A 16,827-nucleotide genomic window follows, 5' to 3' on the forward strand; every position below is an offset into this window, starting at 1 on the left:
GACCGGGCGCGTGGTTTCGTCGGGTCGAGCGTGTTCCACCACTGCCCGACGTCCCTCTTGGTCAGTTCCTCCACCGGCATCGTTCCCAGCGCAGGAACGATGTGGTTGGGCAGCAGCTGAGCCAGGTCTCGGCGTCCGCCGCACTGGTGAACGTGACCGGTGCGACGTGGCGCTGCAGGTCCGGCCCGGCGTAGCTTGCCTGGTACCGCCTGGACGGCAGTCGCCTGATCGCTCCGAAGCTCCGGCGTCGAGCCATCAGGACCCCATTTCGTGCAACATACGTGCAACATCTCATCGCGTTTTGGTGCCAACGTGACCACCTTTTTGCACGTTTCGGGATCTGCATCCGATACAGCGGTGCTTGTCAGAGCGAGTTATCTACGGATTTCTCCACAGGAGAAGGGACAGTGTGTGAGGGTTCAAGTCCCTTCTCCGGCACCCACCGTTCGTGGTGCGCCTCAGTGGTCTTCGATCAGGCGTTCGAGCCGATCGACGCCCGCCGCGACGCCGTCCTCACCCGCCAACCGGTCGGCGACCTGTTGTGCGGTCGGCGCCAGCGCGACAGCCTGAGTCAGTCGTTCGGCGAGGGCTGCGCTGCGCAGCCGGCCAAGGGGTGCGGGAGCGACCCCCATTGCGTGTAGACGGCTCGCCCAGAACGGCTGATCGCCGAAGTAGGGCCTGACGACCTGGGGTATGCCTGCGGTGAGGGCGGCGGCCGCCGTGCCGACCCCGCCGTGGTGCACCGCGACTGCGACCCTGGGCAACAGGGCTCGGTAGTCCGCTTGGTCGACCACGAAGATGTCGTCACCGTTGACCGCGGCTCCCAGTCCGGCCCAGCCCGACACTACGACGCCACGCCGACCGGCCATGCGCAGCCCGGCGATCACCTCATCGGACAGTCTGGCCGGGTCTGCGTCCAGCATGCTGCCGAACCCCACGAGTACTGGTGGTTCCCCGGCATCCAAGAACCGACCAAGAGCGTCAGGCAACGGCTCGACCGGGCCGGGCAGTGTCCAGAACCCCAATGGAGCGGCGTGGGCCGGCCAGTCCGCTGGAGCGGGTAGCAGGTGTGGGCTCCAGGCGCTGAGTACCCCCACCTGATCGACCAGGGAGCCGTACGAGGCTCCACGTGCTGACAGGCCGAGTTGGTCGATGCGCCACTGCGCGACCATGGAGCGCCACGGCGCCTCAAGGGCCCCGGACGCCCGCCATGACAACTTGTTCGCGGCCGACGGCCACCAAGCCGGAGCCAGCGGAATCGGATACTGCGCAGTGGCCGGTTCCAGCGGAATCAACTGCGCCGGCACCACCGGCACGCCCAGTCTCTCGGCGAGGGCCGTTCCGCCCAGTGTCTTGCGGGTGCAGACGATCACGTTCGGTTGCACGTCGACGAGGCCGGTGAGGTCTGACAGCCAACGCCGCAGGTACGGACGGGCCCGGCGGACCCCCGTCAGTGCCGCCCCGACCCCCGACCCCGACAGTTCTTCTTGCAGCGCGAAGATCGAGTCGTCCAGACCGACGAACGCAACGGCGGCCGAGCCGCTGAGGGCCTCGAAGCGGCGTGGCGCGGCCACTACAGCCTCATGCCCGTGCGCGTTGAGCCCGGCCGCCAAGGCGATGAAGGGTTGCACGTCGCCGCGGCTGCCCGTGGTGATGACCAGCGCCTTCACGGCAGGCGCCGTTTCATCAGTCGCCACACCTGCTCGGACGGGAAGCGCTTGGCCCACTCGGCGGTCACCGCACCGCGCTGGCCGGTGGCCGCTACGGGTGCCTGAATCTCGCGGTAGTCGATGACGTCGAAGCCGATGCGATCGAACAGTCGTAGCCAGGCCGAGATCGGCAGGTTGAACTCGATGCCCCCCGGCTCGTCGACCGCGTCGCGCCAGTCGAGCCGGCCCAGGTCGAAGTACGAACGCTCCAGCCGGTCGGTGACGGGCAGCGAGCCGTCCATGGGTGAACACACCATGGCCAGGGGATGGTTGCCCAGAAAGACCAATTCACCGCCGTGGCGCAGCAGTCGATGCGCCTCGCTGAGCCAGGCGTTCGGTTCGCACCAGATCGCGGCGCCGTACTCACTGATCGCGAAGTCGAAGCACTGATCGGGTTGCGGCACGTGCTCGGCGTCACCGTGCACCCACTCGATGTCGGGCAGGCCGTGCACCTCGGCGAGGCGCCGGGCGGTGGACAGTTGGCCCTCGCTGTTGTCGATGGCGTAGACGGACGCGCCGAGCCGGCGCATCCAGGCCGACAGGTACCCCGTACCGCAGCCGAGTTCGATGGCCCGCAGCCCGGTCATGTCGTCGGGCAGCAGAGGCAGTTCGGCGTTCGGAATCTGCCACTCGCCCCACTGTGGTTGCTGCGCCCACGCCTTCTCGCCTCTGTCGACCCAGTCGGCGGCCATGCCGTCCCAGTAGCGACGATTCTCGGCAACGTGCTCGGGCAGATCCTCACTCATCTGCTGCCCCTTCGTCGTTCGTGGCGTTCGCGATGGCGTCCAGGTCGCGCAGGGCGTACCGCAGGTGCTCCCACTCTTCTTCGAGAATCACCTGCAGGCACGAGAGGGTGGTTTCGGGGTACTGCGGCGCCCACGGGTTGCGGCGCTCAACCGCCAAGTCGGCGGCGGTCACGTCGGCGAGAAAGTCGGTGACCATGGCCACCCGCTCGGCGCGCACCCGCAGCACCTCGTCGTAGGTCGGCCGCTCGGTCATGAACAGTGACAGGTCGAGGCCGTCCTCGTCGGCGTTGGGCATGGCCTGACCGATCGGGTGAAACGGCTGCTCGAGTTCGAGTACAGCCCGCCCGAGCCAGGTGTCGGTGGCCAGCACCAGATGCCGCAGGGTCTGGGCGAACGTCCACTCGCCGTCGACGGACGCCTCTACCGCCGCCGGCGACAGGTCGGCGGCCCGCTGCACGGCGGCCGACCACGCGTCTTGCAGCACCAGCCAGGCCGCCCGCAGCCCTTCGGGGGTGTCGGCGCAGCGCTGCTCGCGGCCTGGAAAGCGGCGGTTGAGCTCACCCTCGACGAACCCGATCACGTCGACGCCGTTGATCAGTAGGTGGTCGCCGTCGGGCAGCCACGGGGCGTCGATGTCGAGGTTCTCGACCTGCACGCCGCGCATCACCACCCCGGACAGGTCGGCACCCACGAAGCGGGCACCCCGCAGGTTCGTGCCGTCGAATCGTGCCGCACTCAGATCGTCGCCGCGACTGAAGTCGACCATCGCCCCTCCAACCGTTCGGTGTTGACCACACGGTAGGGCAAACCCCTGACAGTTGAGGCAAAGTGGTTAAAAGTTCTATGGTTGCATCATGCAACTATCTGAGGAGTTGACCCGGCTGTTCACACTGTTGACCCGGATCACCTCCGATCATCAGCGCAGCGCCGAGTTGGCCAGGCCCGACTTCCAGGTGCTCGGACGGCTCGTCCGCGCCGAAGCCCTGCGGCCGAGCGACCTCGCGCAACTCGAAGGGCTCGACCAGTCGACGCTGAGCAGGCGGGTGGCGGCCCTGGCCGAGCGAGGCCTGATCGAGCGGCAGAGCGACCCCGATGACCGTCGGGCACAGTTCCTGCGGGTGACCGAGGCAGGCCATGCCGCCTACAACGCCGAGCAGGCGCGGCGCGTCCAGTTGGTGACCGACGCGGTGGCGCACTGGTCGTCGCCGGAGCGTGCCGAGCTGGTGCGGCTGCTGCATGAACTCAACGAATCACTTCAGCAAAGGATCCTCCCGTGACCGACGCGCCCACCCAGTTTCGTCTGACCCCCCAGTCGCGGCGCATCTTCATCGGTCTGCTGCTGGGCATGCTGGTGGCCTCGATATCGCAAACCATCGTCGGCCCGGCCATGCCGCGCATCGTCGCCGAGCTGGGCGGCATGGACCACTACTCGTGGGTGGCCACCGCGGCCATGCTGGTGTCGGCCATCTCGGTACCGGTCGTGGGCAAATTGTCCGACCTGTACGGACGGCGGCCGTTCTACCTGGGCGGTCTGGCGATCTTCATCGCCGGGTCGATTCTGGCCGGCTCGGCGCAGAACTTCTGGTGGTTGGTGGGGGCCCGCGCCATTCAGGGGTTGGGCATGGGCATCATCATGCCGCTCTCGCAGACCATCGTCGGCGACATCATTCCCCCTCGTCAGCGAGGCAAATACCAGGGCTGGATGGGCGTGGTGTTCGGCGTCACGAGCGTGGCCGGCCCGCTGGCCGGCGGTGTGATCACCGACTCGCTCGGTTGGCGCTGGTTGTTCTTCGTCGCCGTGCCCGTCGGCCTGGTGGCACTGTTCGTCATCGCCCGCTTTCTCGACCTGCCGCACGAGCCCCGCAAGGCGGTGATCGACACCTGGGGCATCGTCACCATGTCGCTGGGCGTCACGGCGGTGCTGCTGGCCGTTTCGTGGGGCGGTACGTCGTACCCGTGGAGCTCGCCGGTGATCATCGGCCTGTTCGTGGCCGGCACGCTGCTGCTGACGGCGTTCGTGTTCGTCGAGTTGCGGGTGCCCGAACCGGTGGTGCCGCTGCGGCTGTTCCGCACCTCGATCTTCACCTTCGCCAACCTCGGCGCTTTCGGCATGTCGATGGTGATGTTCGGCTCGATCATCTACGTGCCCATCTATGCCCAGGGCGTGCTCGCGGTGAACGCGTCGACCTCAGGGTTGATCACGCTGCCGCTGATGCTGGGCCTGGTGCTGGTCGGGCTGCTCGCCGGCATCACCATCACCCGCACCGGACGGTACAAAGAGCTGATGCTCGTGGGCGCGGTGCTGCTGGGGGTCGGGGTGTTGTTGCTGGCGCGGCTGAGCGCGACCTCGTCGGCGTGGGAGGTCGTCGGTGGGGTCGGACTGATCGGCGTGGGGCTGGGCGCGCTGTCGCAGCAGTACACACTGGTGGTGCAGAACGCGGTGGCGCGCAAAGATCTCGGGGTGGCCACCGCGGCCCTCCAGTTCTTTCGCAACGTCGGCGCCACAGTCGGCACGGCGATCTTCGGCACTGTGCTCAGCTCGGGGCTCGACGACGCCATTTTTCGTCACCTGCCGCCGCAGTTGGCCGCCACCATGCCGCACGGCACGATCAACGCCGGCTCGGTGCTCGACAGCTCGGTGATCACCTCGCTGCCGGTCGAGGTGATCAGCGCGGTGCGGGCCGGCCTGGCCGACCAGATCGCGCTGATCTTCTGGGTCTCTGTGCCCATCACGGTGTTCGTGTTCATCTGCACCCTGCTGATCAAGCCCATGGAGTTGCGCGACACGCTCAACTCGCCCGAAGACGCCGGACGTGAATTGCTCGACACCATGGCCCAGTCGTCGGGCGACGTGGCGCCGGTGCTCTCGGGCACGGGTTCGGGGGCACGCACCCGCGAGCGGTTGCTCGGCATTCAGTTGGCCATCGTGGCCGAGAGCGCCGCCAGGGGCGATCGTCCGCTACTCACGCGTGCGGTCACCGAGTTGGGCTCAGGTGACCTCAGCCGTGGGCTGACTCTGCTGCACTGCACGGCCGAGATGCTCACCTCCGACGACCCCGACGTCGCGGCCAGCACCGAACGCTACGCCTGCGCGCTCGCCGACCGGGTGCGCTCGGGCGGCGACACCATGAGCGAAGACCTGCGCCGGCAGATCGCGGTGGCTGCGGCGACGGCTCCCAGAGGCGTGGTGCTCGACAGCATCGAACGCAGTGTGGCCGACCGGCACGAGGGCGTCGACATCGGCAAACTCAAGCACGCGGCGAACGACCTGATGGCCGCGTTGCTGGTCGACCTGGCGTCCGATCGTCGCGGGTGAATCGCCCGACCCACTCGCTGGTCGAGCTTGTCGAGACCCTTCTCAGTCCAGCCCTCGTGGTTGCGTCTGTCTCCGCGGAGTCGGCGGCACCCCGTCCCGCCCAAGCGAGGCTCGTCGGCTAGTTACGACTCACCTCGTGCGTCGCCCGGCATAAGCCGACGAGCACGCCTTACGCCCACCTACCCGGACGGGGTGCGCCAACTCCGCTTCACGAGTCCCTTTCGTCATTCCGGCGCACGCCGGAATCTCCCAGCCGGTCCACTGACGGTCATCGTTCGTCATTCCGGCGAACGCCGGAATCTCCCAGCTGGTCCACCACTCAACCGGCCAGGTCGGGAATCTTCAGCTCGCGGCGCAGCTTGGCTACATGACCGGTGGCCTTGACGTTGTATTGGGCCACGTCGACGTGGCCCACGCCCGCATCGTCCACGCTTACCACGAAGGTCGACCTGATCACGCCCTCGATCTCTTTGCCGTAGAGCAGCTTGCGGCCGAATGCGCCGTAGGCGCTCAGCACGCTCTTGTCGGGGTCGGCGAGCAGGGGAAAGCCGAGGTCTTCTTGGGCGCGGAACTTGGCCAGTTTCTCGACCCCGTCGGGCGAGATGCCGACCACGTCGAACCCGGCGGCCGCGATTTCGGCGAGCGCCCCCGAGAAGTCGACCGCCTGAATCGTGCAACCCGGGGTCATCGCGGCCGGAAAGAAGTAGACGATCACGCGGCGTCCGGCGTAGTCGGCGAGCGAGACCGCGTGGCCGTCGGGGTCGGGCAGGGTGAAGGCGGGGGCGACGTCCCCCACGGCGAGCTTCGACATGCCCGACAGTTTAGGGTCGTGTCGAGACACTGTCGTAACCCTCTCGGGGGGTGCCCGCGGCGCCGGGGGCTGGCATAGGCTGAAGGTCCGACTAACAGCGAAGGACGCCCCGTGGCCGACACCACCCGCAGCAAGCAAGACATCGAGGCCGAGATCGCGGCCGCCCGGGCGCGGCTGGCCGACAACGTGGCCGACCTGGTCAACCAGATGCACCCCAAGGCCATCGTGCAACGCGGCATCGATGACGCGCGTGGTTTCGCGGCCACCGAGTTCGAGAACGCGAAGGCCCAGGTGATCGACGATCGGGGTCAGCTGCGCACCGATCGGGTGCTGCTGATCGGTGGCGCGGTGGCCGGTGTGGTCACCTTCGTGCTGTTGGTGCGCGGCATTCTCAAAGGCGTTCGCCGCGGCTGAGCGCTGCCTGGCGAAACCACACCCGTGCAAGTGCCGGTGTGGCATTGCTTCACCTTGTCACAGTCGGTTTCTCGACCGGTATAGATCAACGGTTGATAACGATGTGGCGCGCCTGTGGCGCATGTCGGTGGCGATGGCTAGAGTCCCTCGCAGACCCCGGTAGGAGGGGTCAGGCCCCGGTCGTGGGGCCGTCCCGCAACGAAGTGAGGATTGATGACTCAACCACGCACCACCCGGCGGGTGATCGCCGCGGCCCTGTCTGTTGGCGCCCTGCTGGCGACCGCTGCCTGTTCGTCGGGCACCGCCGCTTCGCCGGCCGCGTCCGGTTCGGCTTCCGCTGCAACCGGCGCCAACTGGGACGAGACCGGACCGATCACCTACGCCCAGGGCAAAGACACCTCGGGCAACCTGAAGGCCCAGATCGACCAGTGGAACAAAGAGAACCCGAACGAGCAGGTCACGTTCCGTGAACTCTCCGACAACGCCGACGAACAGCGATCCGAGATGATCAAGCGCGCCCAGGCCAAGTCCGGCGAGTTCACCGTGATGAGCGTCGACGTCGTGTGGACCTCGGAGTTCGCCGCCAACGGCTGGCTGACCGAACTGCCTGCTGACAAATTCAACACCACGGGATTCCTGAAGGCGGCGGTCGACTCGGCCACCTACTTCAACAAGCTGTACGCGATGCCGTCCAGCTCTGACGGTGCCCTGCTCTACTACCGCAAGGACCTACTCGACAAGGCAGGCGTGCAGGCGCCCACCACGTGGGACGAGATGCAGCAGGCCTGCGACAAGGTGCTGCCGGGCCAGTCGGGCATGTCGTGCTACGGCGGCCAGTTCCAGAAGTATGAGGGCCTCACCTGTAACTTCGCCGAGGCCGTCAACTCCGCAGGTGGCGCCATTCTCGGCGAAGACGGCAAGCCCACCGTCAACTCGGCGGAGGCAGTGGCCGGTCTCACCTGGATGCAGAACGGCTTCAAGTCGGGAATGATCCCGAAGGAAGCCATCACCTGGAAGGAAGAGGAGTCGCGACAGGCGTTCCAGACCGGCAAGATCCTGTTCCTGCGCAACTGGCCCTACGTGTACAACCTGGCCAGCGCGAAAGACAGCAAGGTCGCCGGCAAGTTCGACGTTGCCCCGATCCCCGGCAAGACCGGCCCGGGCGTCTCGACCCTCGGTGGCCACAGCTACGGCATCTCGGCGTTCGCCAAGAACAAGGGCACCGCGATGAAGTGGATCAACTGGATGCTGCGTCCTGAGAACCAGAAGGACCAGCTGCTCAAGGCTTCCAGCGCCCCGGTGCTCGAGTCCTTGTACTCCGATCCTGAGCTGGTCGCGAAGTTCGGCTACCTGCCCACGCTGCTGAAGTCGATTCAGAACGCGAAGCCGCGTCCGAAGGCAGTGGCCTACGGTGACGTGACCCTCGCCATCCAGGACGCCGCTTACGCGCCACTGAACGATGTGAGGAAGAGCCCTCAGACCGCGCTCGACGACCTGCAGGCCAAGCTCACGACTCTCATCAAGTGAGTTGCTGACTCAGAGGGTGGCGGGTTCGCCCGCCACCCTTTGGGGGCGTCCAACGCTGTATCCACTCCCCAAGGAGGTGTAACGGTGGCTGACTCATCGGCAACCACGAACAAGAAGAAGAACCCGTTGAGTGACGGCCAGGGCACCCTGGCCGCATTGCTCATTTCGCCCACCATGGCAGTCATCCTGTTCGTGGTCGGCATTCCGATTTTGATGTCCTTGCGCGAGTCCGTCTTCCGCAAGAACTCGGGCATCGACCCCGCCACGGGCATGGTCGCTCAAGGCGAGAGCTTCGTCGGCCTGCAGAACTTCACCGACATCTTCGCCAATCCCACCCTGGTCACCGGCAACTGGGGCACCATCGACCGGCTGTTGAACTCGTTCCTGAACACGACCTGGTTCACCATCATTTGTGTTCTGTTCGAAACCGCCTTGGGTGTCGCAATGGCGCTGATCATGGCGAAGGCATTCCGCGGTAAGGGCCTGGTCCGGGCCGCCATCCTGGTGCCCTGGGCCATTCCCACCGTCGTCTCGGCCAAGATGTGGGGTCTGATCTTCGACGCCGACGGCGTGATGAACAAAGTCATCGGCCACCAGATTCTGTGGCTCGCAGACGGGCCGCAGTCGCAATGGGCGATCATCATCGCCGACGTGTGGAAGACCGCACCGTTCATCGGCCTGCTCACCCTCGCCGGCTTGCAGACGATTCCGGCCGAGGTCTATGAGGCCGCCAAGGTCGACGGTGCGTCGGCCTGGCAGCAGTTCACCCGCATCACGTTGCCAATGGTCAAGCCGGCGCTGGTCGTGGCGGTGCTCTTCCGCACCCTCGACACCATGCGCATGTTCGATCTGCCCGCCGCCATGATCGGCTTCGGCAAGTACTACGTCGAGACTGTGTCGGTGTTGGCCTATGTCGAGAACAACAACCTGCGCTACGGCTCCGCGGCGGCGTACTCGATCATCCTGTTCATCTACATCGTGTTCGTTGCGTTCCTGTTCGTCCGCCTGCTCGGTGCCGACGTGGTCGGTGACGAGGAGGTCAAGGCTATCGCCGCGCAGCGCAAGCGGCAGAAGGCAGCCGCCAAGGCCGCCGGCACAAAGGCCGCACTGGCCAAGTCAACCGTCACCTCGGGGAGTGCATCATCATGAGCACAGCACAGGCACACGTGACCGCGGCCGAAATCGCGGAACTGAACAAGCCCAAGCGCGACGGCAAGTACTGGGCAGGGTCCATCGCCGGCATCGTCGGCATGGCGTTCATCATCATCTACTGCATCCTGCCGTTCTACTGGATGATCGTCTCGTCACTGCGGCTGCCGTCCGACGGCCGCAGCACCGACTTCGTGCCCAATCCGGCCTCAATCGAGAACTATGTGGCGGTGTTTGCGCCGCAAAACATGTTCGGCCAGGCGGTGCTCAACAGCCTCATCGTATCGACCACGACCACGGTGCTCACGCTGCTGTTCGGCATTCTGGCCGCCTACGCGCTGGCCCGGTTGCGGTTCGCCGCGAAGGGCATCGTGCTGAGCATCATCATCGCCTGCTCGATGTTCCCCGGCATCACCCTGGTGATTCCGCTGTTCAAGCTGTTCAGCGGCAACTACCCGGGTTTTGAGTGGTTGAACTGGATGAACACCTACCAGGCGCTGGTCATCCCGACCCTGTCGTTCGGCCTTCCGCTGTGTGTGTGGAACCTGACCGCGTTCTTCCGGCAGTTGCCGGTCGAACTCGAGCAGGCCGCCATGGTGGACGGCTGCACGCCGGGCCAGGCGTTCGCGAAGGTGATCCTTCCGCTCGCCGCTCCCGGAGTGTTCACCACTGCGATCATCACCTTCATCGCGGTGTGGAACGACTACATGATCGCGCTGCAGTTCGGCACCACCCCCGAGATGTACACCTCGGTCGTGGCCCTGTCTAAGTTCACCGGGCAGTACGGCTACGACACTCCGTGGGGCACCATCATGGCCGCCGGTGTGTTGATCACCGTGCCGCTGCTGGTGGCGGTGCTGATCTTCCAGCGCCGCATCGTGGCCGGCCTCACCGCCGGTGGCGTGAAGTAACGCATTGCAGCCGCATCAAAGGGGCGCCCGGATGAGTCCGGGTGCCCCTTCGCCTTTGTTGGTGATATAGAAACCACTAGTCAAACTCGTGTCGCTCAAGTGTTGAAGCCCATCACTCGCCGTGTTAGGTTCGCTGAGTCAGTCACCAACCCCCATTAGGAGAGCCACATGGCTTCACGTTTTGGACTTTCAGTAGCGGCCGTCGTGCTGACAGGTCTAGTCAGCGCTGCTTCGATGCAGCCGGCGACCGCGAGTTCTGCGCCCGCCACGCCACCGACGCCCGAGAAAGGTGAATGCACAATCACTGTGAAGGCGGTTGTGAATGGTGATGTCGGGGGTAACTACACGAAGATCCGGTGCGACAGGGCGAAGAATGTGCAGTTGACCGTGGAAGTCACGACCTATGGTGCCAGCAATGACACCAAGCGAAGAGTTCACAAGTGGGCCACGTTGACTGGGCAACGAGAAGATCAGTTGCCGATTGCTCTGATCGCAACTCGAAAGTTGGAAGCAGAGAGCGTTGTTTGTTACGACACCCCTGGATTTCGCAAGTGTCGATCTCGGATCAGCAGCGTGTCCAACCCCGGGTGATGGACTGGCTGCCCAACGATCCCCTGGGCCAAGAAACGTGGCACTCCACCTGTTGACGCGTTTTTGAGGGTTGCGCTCAAATCTCAACGAGAAGGGCCCCGTCCACAACCTGGACGGGGCCTTCGCCGTCGTGCGCCGCCAGGGACTCGAACCCCGAACCCGCTAGTAGTTGCGATGCGTGCGTGGCCAATCACGGGGGGTCACATAATGCCTAGTGGATGCAAGATTAGCGGGCTTTGCACTATAGACGTGACGTTGGATGATCACGTCGATTACCAACGTACGTTGGTCTCAACGTTGGTAACCGGAGAGGGTCAGAACAATGGGACGCGCAGAGGTTCGACACTGTGATGCACGCGGCTGTGATGGACGCAGAGACGGGGGTCGGAGTGGCCCTGCGGGCGATGCTGGGCAGCATCGACTGGCAAACCTGTACGGAAGTTGCTTGCAACATTCGTTCACCTGTGCGAACTTAGAACCACGCAGGAAAACGACCCCCGAACCTCAGAGACTGAGGCGGCGGTACCTGTCGCAAGGCCGAGGGGTTTGGTTCGTGTAGTTCGTCGCCCCTCACGGCGCCAGCCCGTCGACCGGGACTCACGGGCAGGGCATGGCGCTGGCCGAACCTCTCACCTTTGCGCGACGCGGCGTTTCGACGTGCGCCCGCAACCAATCCCTAAGGGGGACAACCATGACTTTGAGCACCGCTATGCCGAGCGACGACCTGACGCCGCTCAAACCGCCCGCAGCAGCCGAGTACCTGGGGCTTGCCGTGGGCACGCTGAACAATCGTCGCAGCGCTGGCCTGGGGCCGACCTATGTTCGACTGCCGAATGGTCAGATCCGCTACAGGGTGGCCGACTTGCGGGCGTGGCTCGACGCTGGCGAGGTCGTGGAGGCAGCCGCGTGAGTATCTGCGGACCCTACGATCACGCACGCTGGCTGGACTGCGCAGCAGGCTTGCCGCGCGCCGAGCGGATCGTTGCCAAGTACATGCACGACCGCGCCGACCAGAGCGGGTTAGTCACGGGACTGAGCACGAACGCGCTGCGGAATGACGCAGCCGGGCTACGGCTCACGCGCGACGATGCGGCGCGGGCGTTTCAGGCGCTGCGCCGGCAACACCGCTTGTACGACATCGCTTCGGAGGCTGCCCACCACGACGGCGTGCCACGCACGTACCAACTCAGGACAAACTCATCCCCAGTGGTGACGCGCCAGGTCGAGCCGATGCCGATGCACAGACCGGGCGCGAACGTGCCCAAGTACCGGGCCAACAAACTCGGGATTCTTGAGCTTGTCGAGGATGGGTCCGCCGACGGCACAGAGGATGAATACGACGACCACAGCAGGAATGCCAGCCGTGACGATGACGCAGCGGCCTAAGCGAGTCGGCTACCGGGCGATGCACTACCGGGTTGCAACCGAGCGCGGGCCAGCTTGGACGGAGACGTGCGCCGACTGCGGAGAGGGCGCGGACGAATGGTCGTATGACCATCTCGACCCCGCCGAACTGGAGGCCGAGGACGCCGCGAACCTGGGGGCGCCCTACAGCTTGGACGTCGAGCACTACGCCCCACGCTGCGGAAGTTGTCATGCCCGGTTTGATAAGCAAATGGCCCGAGAGAGGCAGGGGATTGTGGACGACGCAGCCGTTATGACGATGATCGAGGACGGTGCGGAGGTTGGGCCGGTGATGCCTATCGAGTTTGGTTGGTATCTGCGGAAGTTCTACCGGGAGACACGGGGGATGCCGGACGATCCGCTGAGCGACCTGCGCGAGTTGCTGGGCATGTACATCTCGACGCAAGACAAGGCCGATCTAGACGTGCTGGCGCTGTGGATCGCGCATACGCACCTGGCGGCGCGAGGCGTGGGGACGGTCACGCCACGACTCTCGATCACGGCGCCGAGCTACGGCGCGGGCAAGTCAACGGCGCTCGACTTCGTGCGACGGCTGAGCCATCGCGGAGAGCTGATCACCAGCACTGTGAGCGATGCACTGCTACCGAGACTGCTACAGACCGAAGGCATGGTCACCGTCTGCATAGACGAAGCCGACAGAGTGCTCAAGGCTGAGAACGCGGGCACCATGTCAGTACTCAATGCCGGGTGGCAGCGAGGCGCGACTACGTGGGTCAATCAACCGGCCAGCGACGGCGGATGGAAGCCGGCGAAGATCGAGACGTTCGCGCCTGTCGCTATCGCAGCTAACGGCACTCGCCTTGCCGCCGATGTGCGGCAGCGCATGATCGCGGTTCGGCTGATCAGGTCTGACGACATGCCAGAGGCGCGGTGGGACGGCGCTCTACAGGGGGTCGATGATCGCCTACGGGCACGTCTGGGTGCGATGGCCGAGCGGGCTAGTCACGATGTGCGAGTACGCAACGTGCGGATACCCGACGGGCTAGAGGGTAGAGATCGAGACCGCTGGTCACTACTACTGGCGACTGCGCGAGCGGTCGGGGGTCCGTGGGTTACTAAGGCTGAGGCGATGGCCCTAGCTGATCGTGATGCGCGTGCCGCCGAGGCGGCAGCGCTCGGAGTGGCACCGAACCATCAGCTCGCTTTCGACCTATTCGCGGTATGGCGAGAGGGCGAGACAACCGTCTCGACCACAGAGCTTGTCGAGCGGCTGATCGTTCATTCGCCTGAGCTATGGGGCGTTCCGAGCGGCAAAGTGCTGACGGCACACTCACTGAGCTACCGACTCAGAGAGTTCTACGGCGTGACTCCAGAGCAGCGGAACCGGGTACGCGGCTACAGCTTGAGCGATATCCGCAAGGTCTGGCGAGCCGTCAGCATCCCCTACGACACCGAAGCACCTACCGAGTAGCGGGGGAGAGAGCCGAAACGTATTTTCAGGCGATTCGGCCAATCACTAGAGGGGCGTTTTTCGCGGGGACCGTGCAATCGTGCGCGCCCCTACCCCCGTACGCGTTCTCTCACGGGTAAACCGTGCAAACCGTGCAGACCGTGCAGACATGACCCTGACTAGGTGTGATACTCGCACGCTTCCGTGCACGATTCATGCACGATTCACCAAACAACCAACCGACAGGAAATAGAACATGACCATCACCGTAGACACCGAAGCGTTCGACCGATTCAAGGTCACCGAGGACGCAGCACGCGAGGCGGCTGCACTCAAGGCGAAGCGCAACACCGAGCACGCCCAGAGCAAGGCGAACCTTGCTCAGATCGACACCCGACTCGCCCGAGGGGACGGCGGCTCGATCACCGGAGCCGAGTACGCAGCGGCGCAGGCGGAGATCACCGTTACCGCCGCCCGGTCCAAGCACGCGCAGAGCGAGTACGGGCGAGCGATCCGAAAGGCTGGACAACGCGATCTCGACGTTGCCGAGGCAGTCGCCTGGCTGTTGGCACCCGCGCTCGACGGAGTGCCGCTAACGATCACGGACAAGCTGCCCGAGACGTTCAAGAAGGCAGGACTGCCCACCGCCTACGTCACGCAGGACACCGCCACGGAGCAGCTGGGCAACGGCTGGGCGGCAGGCTGGGCAACCCTCCACTTGATCGCGACTAGCAAGCTGTTCGCGCTGCCAAGCGCGCAGGCAATCACGGCAGCAGCCCGCGAGCGCAGGTGGATCAACGTAGGCACCTCCAGCACACTGCCCCGAGAGGTTCAGCCCGGTTGCTGGCTCAGCAGCGTTTCCATCGGAGGCGGCGCCAGCACTGCAGCTCTGTTCGGCCCGGCAGCGCGGATGGCACCCACCCCCATCGGAGCGCAGCGGCGCAGCCTCGCAGGGGCGCCCGGAGTGGAGTCGATGCTCGGGGACTGGATCGCCACACACGACGGTCACGGAGTGGGCTTCAACCCGGACCGTCTACCCTACGCACGGGTGGACATCCGACCTACCGGAAGCGTTCAGGCCGGTGAGCACGGAGTACTCACACAGCACTACTACATCGCTGCGCAGCTTGTGAACGCGCCGAGCGGGTGGGCCGCTGACGCGCTGGCCAGCCTGAACGGGAAGCTGCTGCCCGGAGTGGGCACGGTTCACAGCGTTGAACTGCTCGACCGCGAAGGGTTCGAGACGAGCCTGAGCTATCCGACGTGGGCCAAGCTGACCTGCCGCTACCGGCTCGATCACGAACCGCTCGACCTTGCGCAGGGTGACGACGACAGCGGCGCGGAGTGGGAGGACTGAGGACGTGGGAGACGCGCAGGCCGAACGGGTCAGAACCAAGCTGTGCAAGCAAGGTCACGACGTGGCCGAGAGTTGGCACGACGGTACGCGCTGGCACTGCCGAGGCTGTCACCGCTCCTACTCGCGCCGGTGGGCAGCGAGTAACCCCGACAAGATCAAGGTCAAGACCAAGCGCAACACGGAGCGCAAGCGGGCCAAGCGAGAGGCCGAGAGGCCGACGCCCGAGGAAGAAGCAAGGCGGAAGCTTGCCGCGCGCTCGACCCGTGACGACGTGACCGGCTGTCTCGTCTGGAATGGGCGACTCGAACGCGGATATGGGCGGATGCAGTACGACGGGCGCACGCAGTACGCCCACCGGATCGCATGGCAGCTAGTGTCGCGCGTCTGAATCTCGTTTACGGGTGGCGTGGGGCAGGATTTCGTCGGCGGTCTTGGTCCAGGTGAAGGGGTGGCTGCGGTCGTTCCAGCCGTCGATGAAGGCCCGGATGGCGGTCACCAACTGGGCGACGCTGTCGAAGCTGCCGCGGCGGATGGCTTGTCGGGTGATGATCCCGAAGAACACCTCGACCAGGTTCAGCCACGAGCCCGAGGTGGGGGTGAAGTGCAGCGTGATGCGCGGGTTCTTGGCCAGCCAGGCTTGGATCTCGGCGTGTTTGTGGGTGTGGTAGTTGTCCACGACGACGTGCAGTTGGCGGCGCGGGTAGGCCTTGGCGACCTTACGCAGGAAGGCACCGAACTCGGCCTTGCCGTGCCGGTCGTAACACTCGTCGACGACCCGGCCGGTGGCGATCTCCAGCGCGGCGAACAGGGTCGTGGTGCCGTTGCGTTTGTAGTCGTGGGTGGCCTTCTCCGGCAGGCCGGGGCGGACCGGCAGGATCGGCGCGGTCCGGTTCAGCGCCTGGATCTGACTTTTCTCGTCCACGCACAGCACGATCGCGTTCGTCGGCGGGTTCAGATACAGCCCGACGACGTCACGGACTTTGGCCTCCAGTTCGGGGTCGGTGGAGAACTTGAACGTCTCGGTCCGCCACGGCTTGATCCCGTACTTCCTCCACGCCCGCGCGACCGTCGCATCCCCGACCCCGAGCTGGCTGGCGAGTAGCCGGGTCGACCAGTGCGTCACCGCCAACGTTGCCGGTGGCGGCTCCAGCGTGGCGGCCAGAATCGCCGCGTCATCGACCGTCTTCGGCCGCCCTGAGCGCGGCTCGTCATCCAGGCCCGCGATCCCAGACTCAGCGAACCGGTCACGCCACTTGATCACCGTCGGCCGCGACACCCCCAGCTGGCCGGCCACCGCAGTCGTCCCGGCACCGGCAGCCGAGGCCAACACGATCCGGGCCCGTTCCGCATGCCCCGCCGACACCGTTGAGGAACGTGTCCACGACTCCAGAATCAGCCGATCCGCATCGGTGATCTCCACAGTTGATGATGGCATGCCCCATCATCCCACACCGTCAATGAACTAATGACGCACGACACTA

General features: G+C 65.4%; 17 protein-coding genes. 12 read left to right on the forward strand and 5 right to left on the reverse strand.

Annotated features, from left to right (window positions below):
* Positions 1-458: 458 nt before the first annotated feature.
* Genes MPLG2_RS02180 through MPLG2_RS02190 form a run of 3 tightly spaced genes read right to left on the reverse strand, consistent with a single transcriptional unit; the run spans position 459 to position 3,221 of the window.
* Complete coding sequence (locus MPLG2_RS02180) at positions 459-1,670, reverse strand: glycosyltransferase (RefSeq protein ID WP_197710045.1); 1,212 nt, start codon at positions 1,668-1,670, stop codon at positions 459-461.
* Positions 1,667-2,455: a class I SAM-dependent methyltransferase gene (locus MPLG2_RS02185; protein ID WP_105184725.1), complete on the reverse strand. Its 789-nt coding sequence runs from the start codon at positions 2,453-2,455 to the stop codon at positions 1,667-1,669. Before MPLG2_RS02185 ends, MPLG2_RS02180 begins: the two co-directional genes overlap by 4 nt.
* Positions 2,448-3,221: a DinB family protein gene (locus MPLG2_RS02190; RefSeq protein WP_105184726.1), complete on the reverse strand. Its 774-nt coding sequence runs from the start codon at positions 3,219-3,221 to the stop codon at positions 2,448-2,450. The genes MPLG2_RS02185 and MPLG2_RS02190 overlap by 8 nt, the downstream gene beginning before the upstream one ends.
* An 88-nt stretch (positions 3,222-3,309) precedes the next feature.
* Between MPLG2_RS02190 and MPLG2_RS02195 the strand changes: the two genes are divergently transcribed.
* Both MPLG2_RS02195 and MPLG2_RS02200 read left to right on the forward strand, forming a co-directional pair.
* Entirely contained in the window at positions 3,310-3,732 is a 423-nt protein-coding gene (locus MPLG2_RS02195) for a MarR family winged helix-turn-helix transcriptional regulator (protein WP_105184727.1), read from the forward strand.
* Positions 3,729-5,771, forward strand: coding sequence for an MDR family MFS transporter (locus MPLG2_RS02200; protein ID WP_197710046.1), 2,043 nt, complete (start codon positions 3,729-3,731; stop codon positions 5,769-5,771). The genes MPLG2_RS02195 and MPLG2_RS02200 overlap by 4 nt, the downstream gene beginning before the upstream one ends.
* Before the next feature lie 319 nt (positions 5,772-6,090).
* Here MPLG2_RS02200 and MPLG2_RS02205 read toward each other — a convergent pair whose 3' ends face one another.
* Positions 6,091-6,582 (reverse strand): peroxiredoxin, encoded by a 492-nt coding sequence (locus tag MPLG2_RS02205; RefSeq protein ID WP_105184729.1) that lies wholly within the window; start codon positions 6,580-6,582, stop codon positions 6,091-6,093.
* A 111-nt stretch (positions 6,583-6,693) separates the two neighbouring features.
* Between MPLG2_RS02205 and MPLG2_RS02210 the strand changes: the two genes are divergently transcribed.
* The 10 genes from MPLG2_RS02210 to MPLG2_RS02250 all read left to right on the forward strand — a co-directional run bounded on the left by MPLG2_RS02210 (position 6,694) and on the right by MPLG2_RS02250 (position 15,734).
* Positions 6,694-6,996 (forward strand): DUF3618 domain-containing protein, encoded by a 303-nt coding sequence (locus MPLG2_RS02210; RefSeq protein WP_105184730.1) that lies wholly within the window; start codon positions 6,694-6,696, stop codon positions 6,994-6,996.
* 213 nt (positions 6,997-7,209) lie between these two features.
* Positions 7,210-8,523: an ABC transporter substrate-binding protein gene (locus MPLG2_RS02215; RefSeq protein ID WP_105184731.1), complete on the forward strand. Its 1,314-nt coding sequence runs from the start codon at positions 7,210-7,212 to the stop codon at positions 8,521-8,523.
* Between the two features lie 84 nt (positions 8,524-8,607).
* Entirely contained in the window at positions 8,608-9,672 is a 1,065-nt protein-coding gene (locus MPLG2_RS02220) for a carbohydrate ABC transporter permease (RefSeq protein ID WP_231935753.1), read from the forward strand.
* Positions 9,669-10,583, forward strand: a complete 915-nt coding sequence (locus MPLG2_RS02225; protein WP_105184732.1) for a carbohydrate ABC transporter permease — start codon at positions 9,669-9,671, stop codon at positions 10,581-10,583. Before MPLG2_RS02220 ends, MPLG2_RS02225 begins: the two co-directional genes overlap by 4 nt.
* A 168-nt stretch (positions 10,584-10,751) precedes the next feature.
* Positions 10,752-11,174: a hypothetical protein gene (locus MPLG2_RS18225; protein WP_158680795.1), complete on the forward strand. Its 423-nt coding sequence runs from the start codon at positions 10,752-10,754 to the stop codon at positions 11,172-11,174.
* A 610-nt stretch (positions 11,175-11,784) separates the two neighbouring features.
* Positions 11,785-12,084, forward strand: coding sequence for a helix-turn-helix transcriptional regulator (locus MPLG2_RS18895; RefSeq protein WP_197710047.1), 300 nt, complete (start codon positions 11,785-11,787; stop codon positions 12,082-12,084).
* Entirely contained in the window at positions 12,081-12,560 is a 480-nt protein-coding gene (locus MPLG2_RS02235; RefSeq protein WP_105184733.1) for a hypothetical protein, read from the forward strand. Before MPLG2_RS18895 ends, MPLG2_RS02235 begins: the two co-directional genes overlap by 4 nt.
* The gene (locus tag MPLG2_RS02240; protein ID WP_231935950.1) at positions 12,544-14,010 is read left to right on the forward strand and encodes a DUF3631 domain-containing protein; all 1,467 of its coding nucleotides are present in this window, start codon (positions 12,544-12,546) and stop codon (positions 14,008-14,010) included. The genes MPLG2_RS02235 and MPLG2_RS02240 overlap by 17 nt, the downstream gene beginning before the upstream one ends.
* Positions 14,011-14,245: 235 nt before the next feature.
* Complete coding sequence (locus MPLG2_RS02245; protein ID WP_105184735.1) at positions 14,246-15,346, forward strand: hypothetical protein; 1,101 nt, start codon at positions 14,246-14,248, stop codon at positions 15,344-15,346.
* A gap of 4 nt (positions 15,347-15,350) precedes the next feature.
* On the forward strand, positions 15,351-15,734 hold the full coding sequence (locus tag MPLG2_RS02250; protein ID WP_158680797.1) for a hypothetical protein: 384 nt from the start codon (positions 15,351-15,353) through the stop codon (positions 15,732-15,734).
* Here MPLG2_RS02250 and MPLG2_RS02255 read toward each other — a convergent pair.
* Entirely contained in the window at positions 15,717-16,781 is a 1,065-nt protein-coding gene (locus MPLG2_RS02255; protein ID WP_105184737.1) for an IS630 family transposase, read from the reverse strand. The genes MPLG2_RS02250 and MPLG2_RS02255 overlap by 18 nt on opposite strands.
* Positions 16,782-16,827 lie beyond the last annotated feature (46 nt).

Source organism: Micropruina glycogenica, from assembly GCF_900289045.1.
GTDB classification, from domain to species: Bacteria; Actinomycetota; Actinomycetes; order Propionibacteriales; family Propionibacteriaceae; genus Micropruina; species Micropruina glycogenica.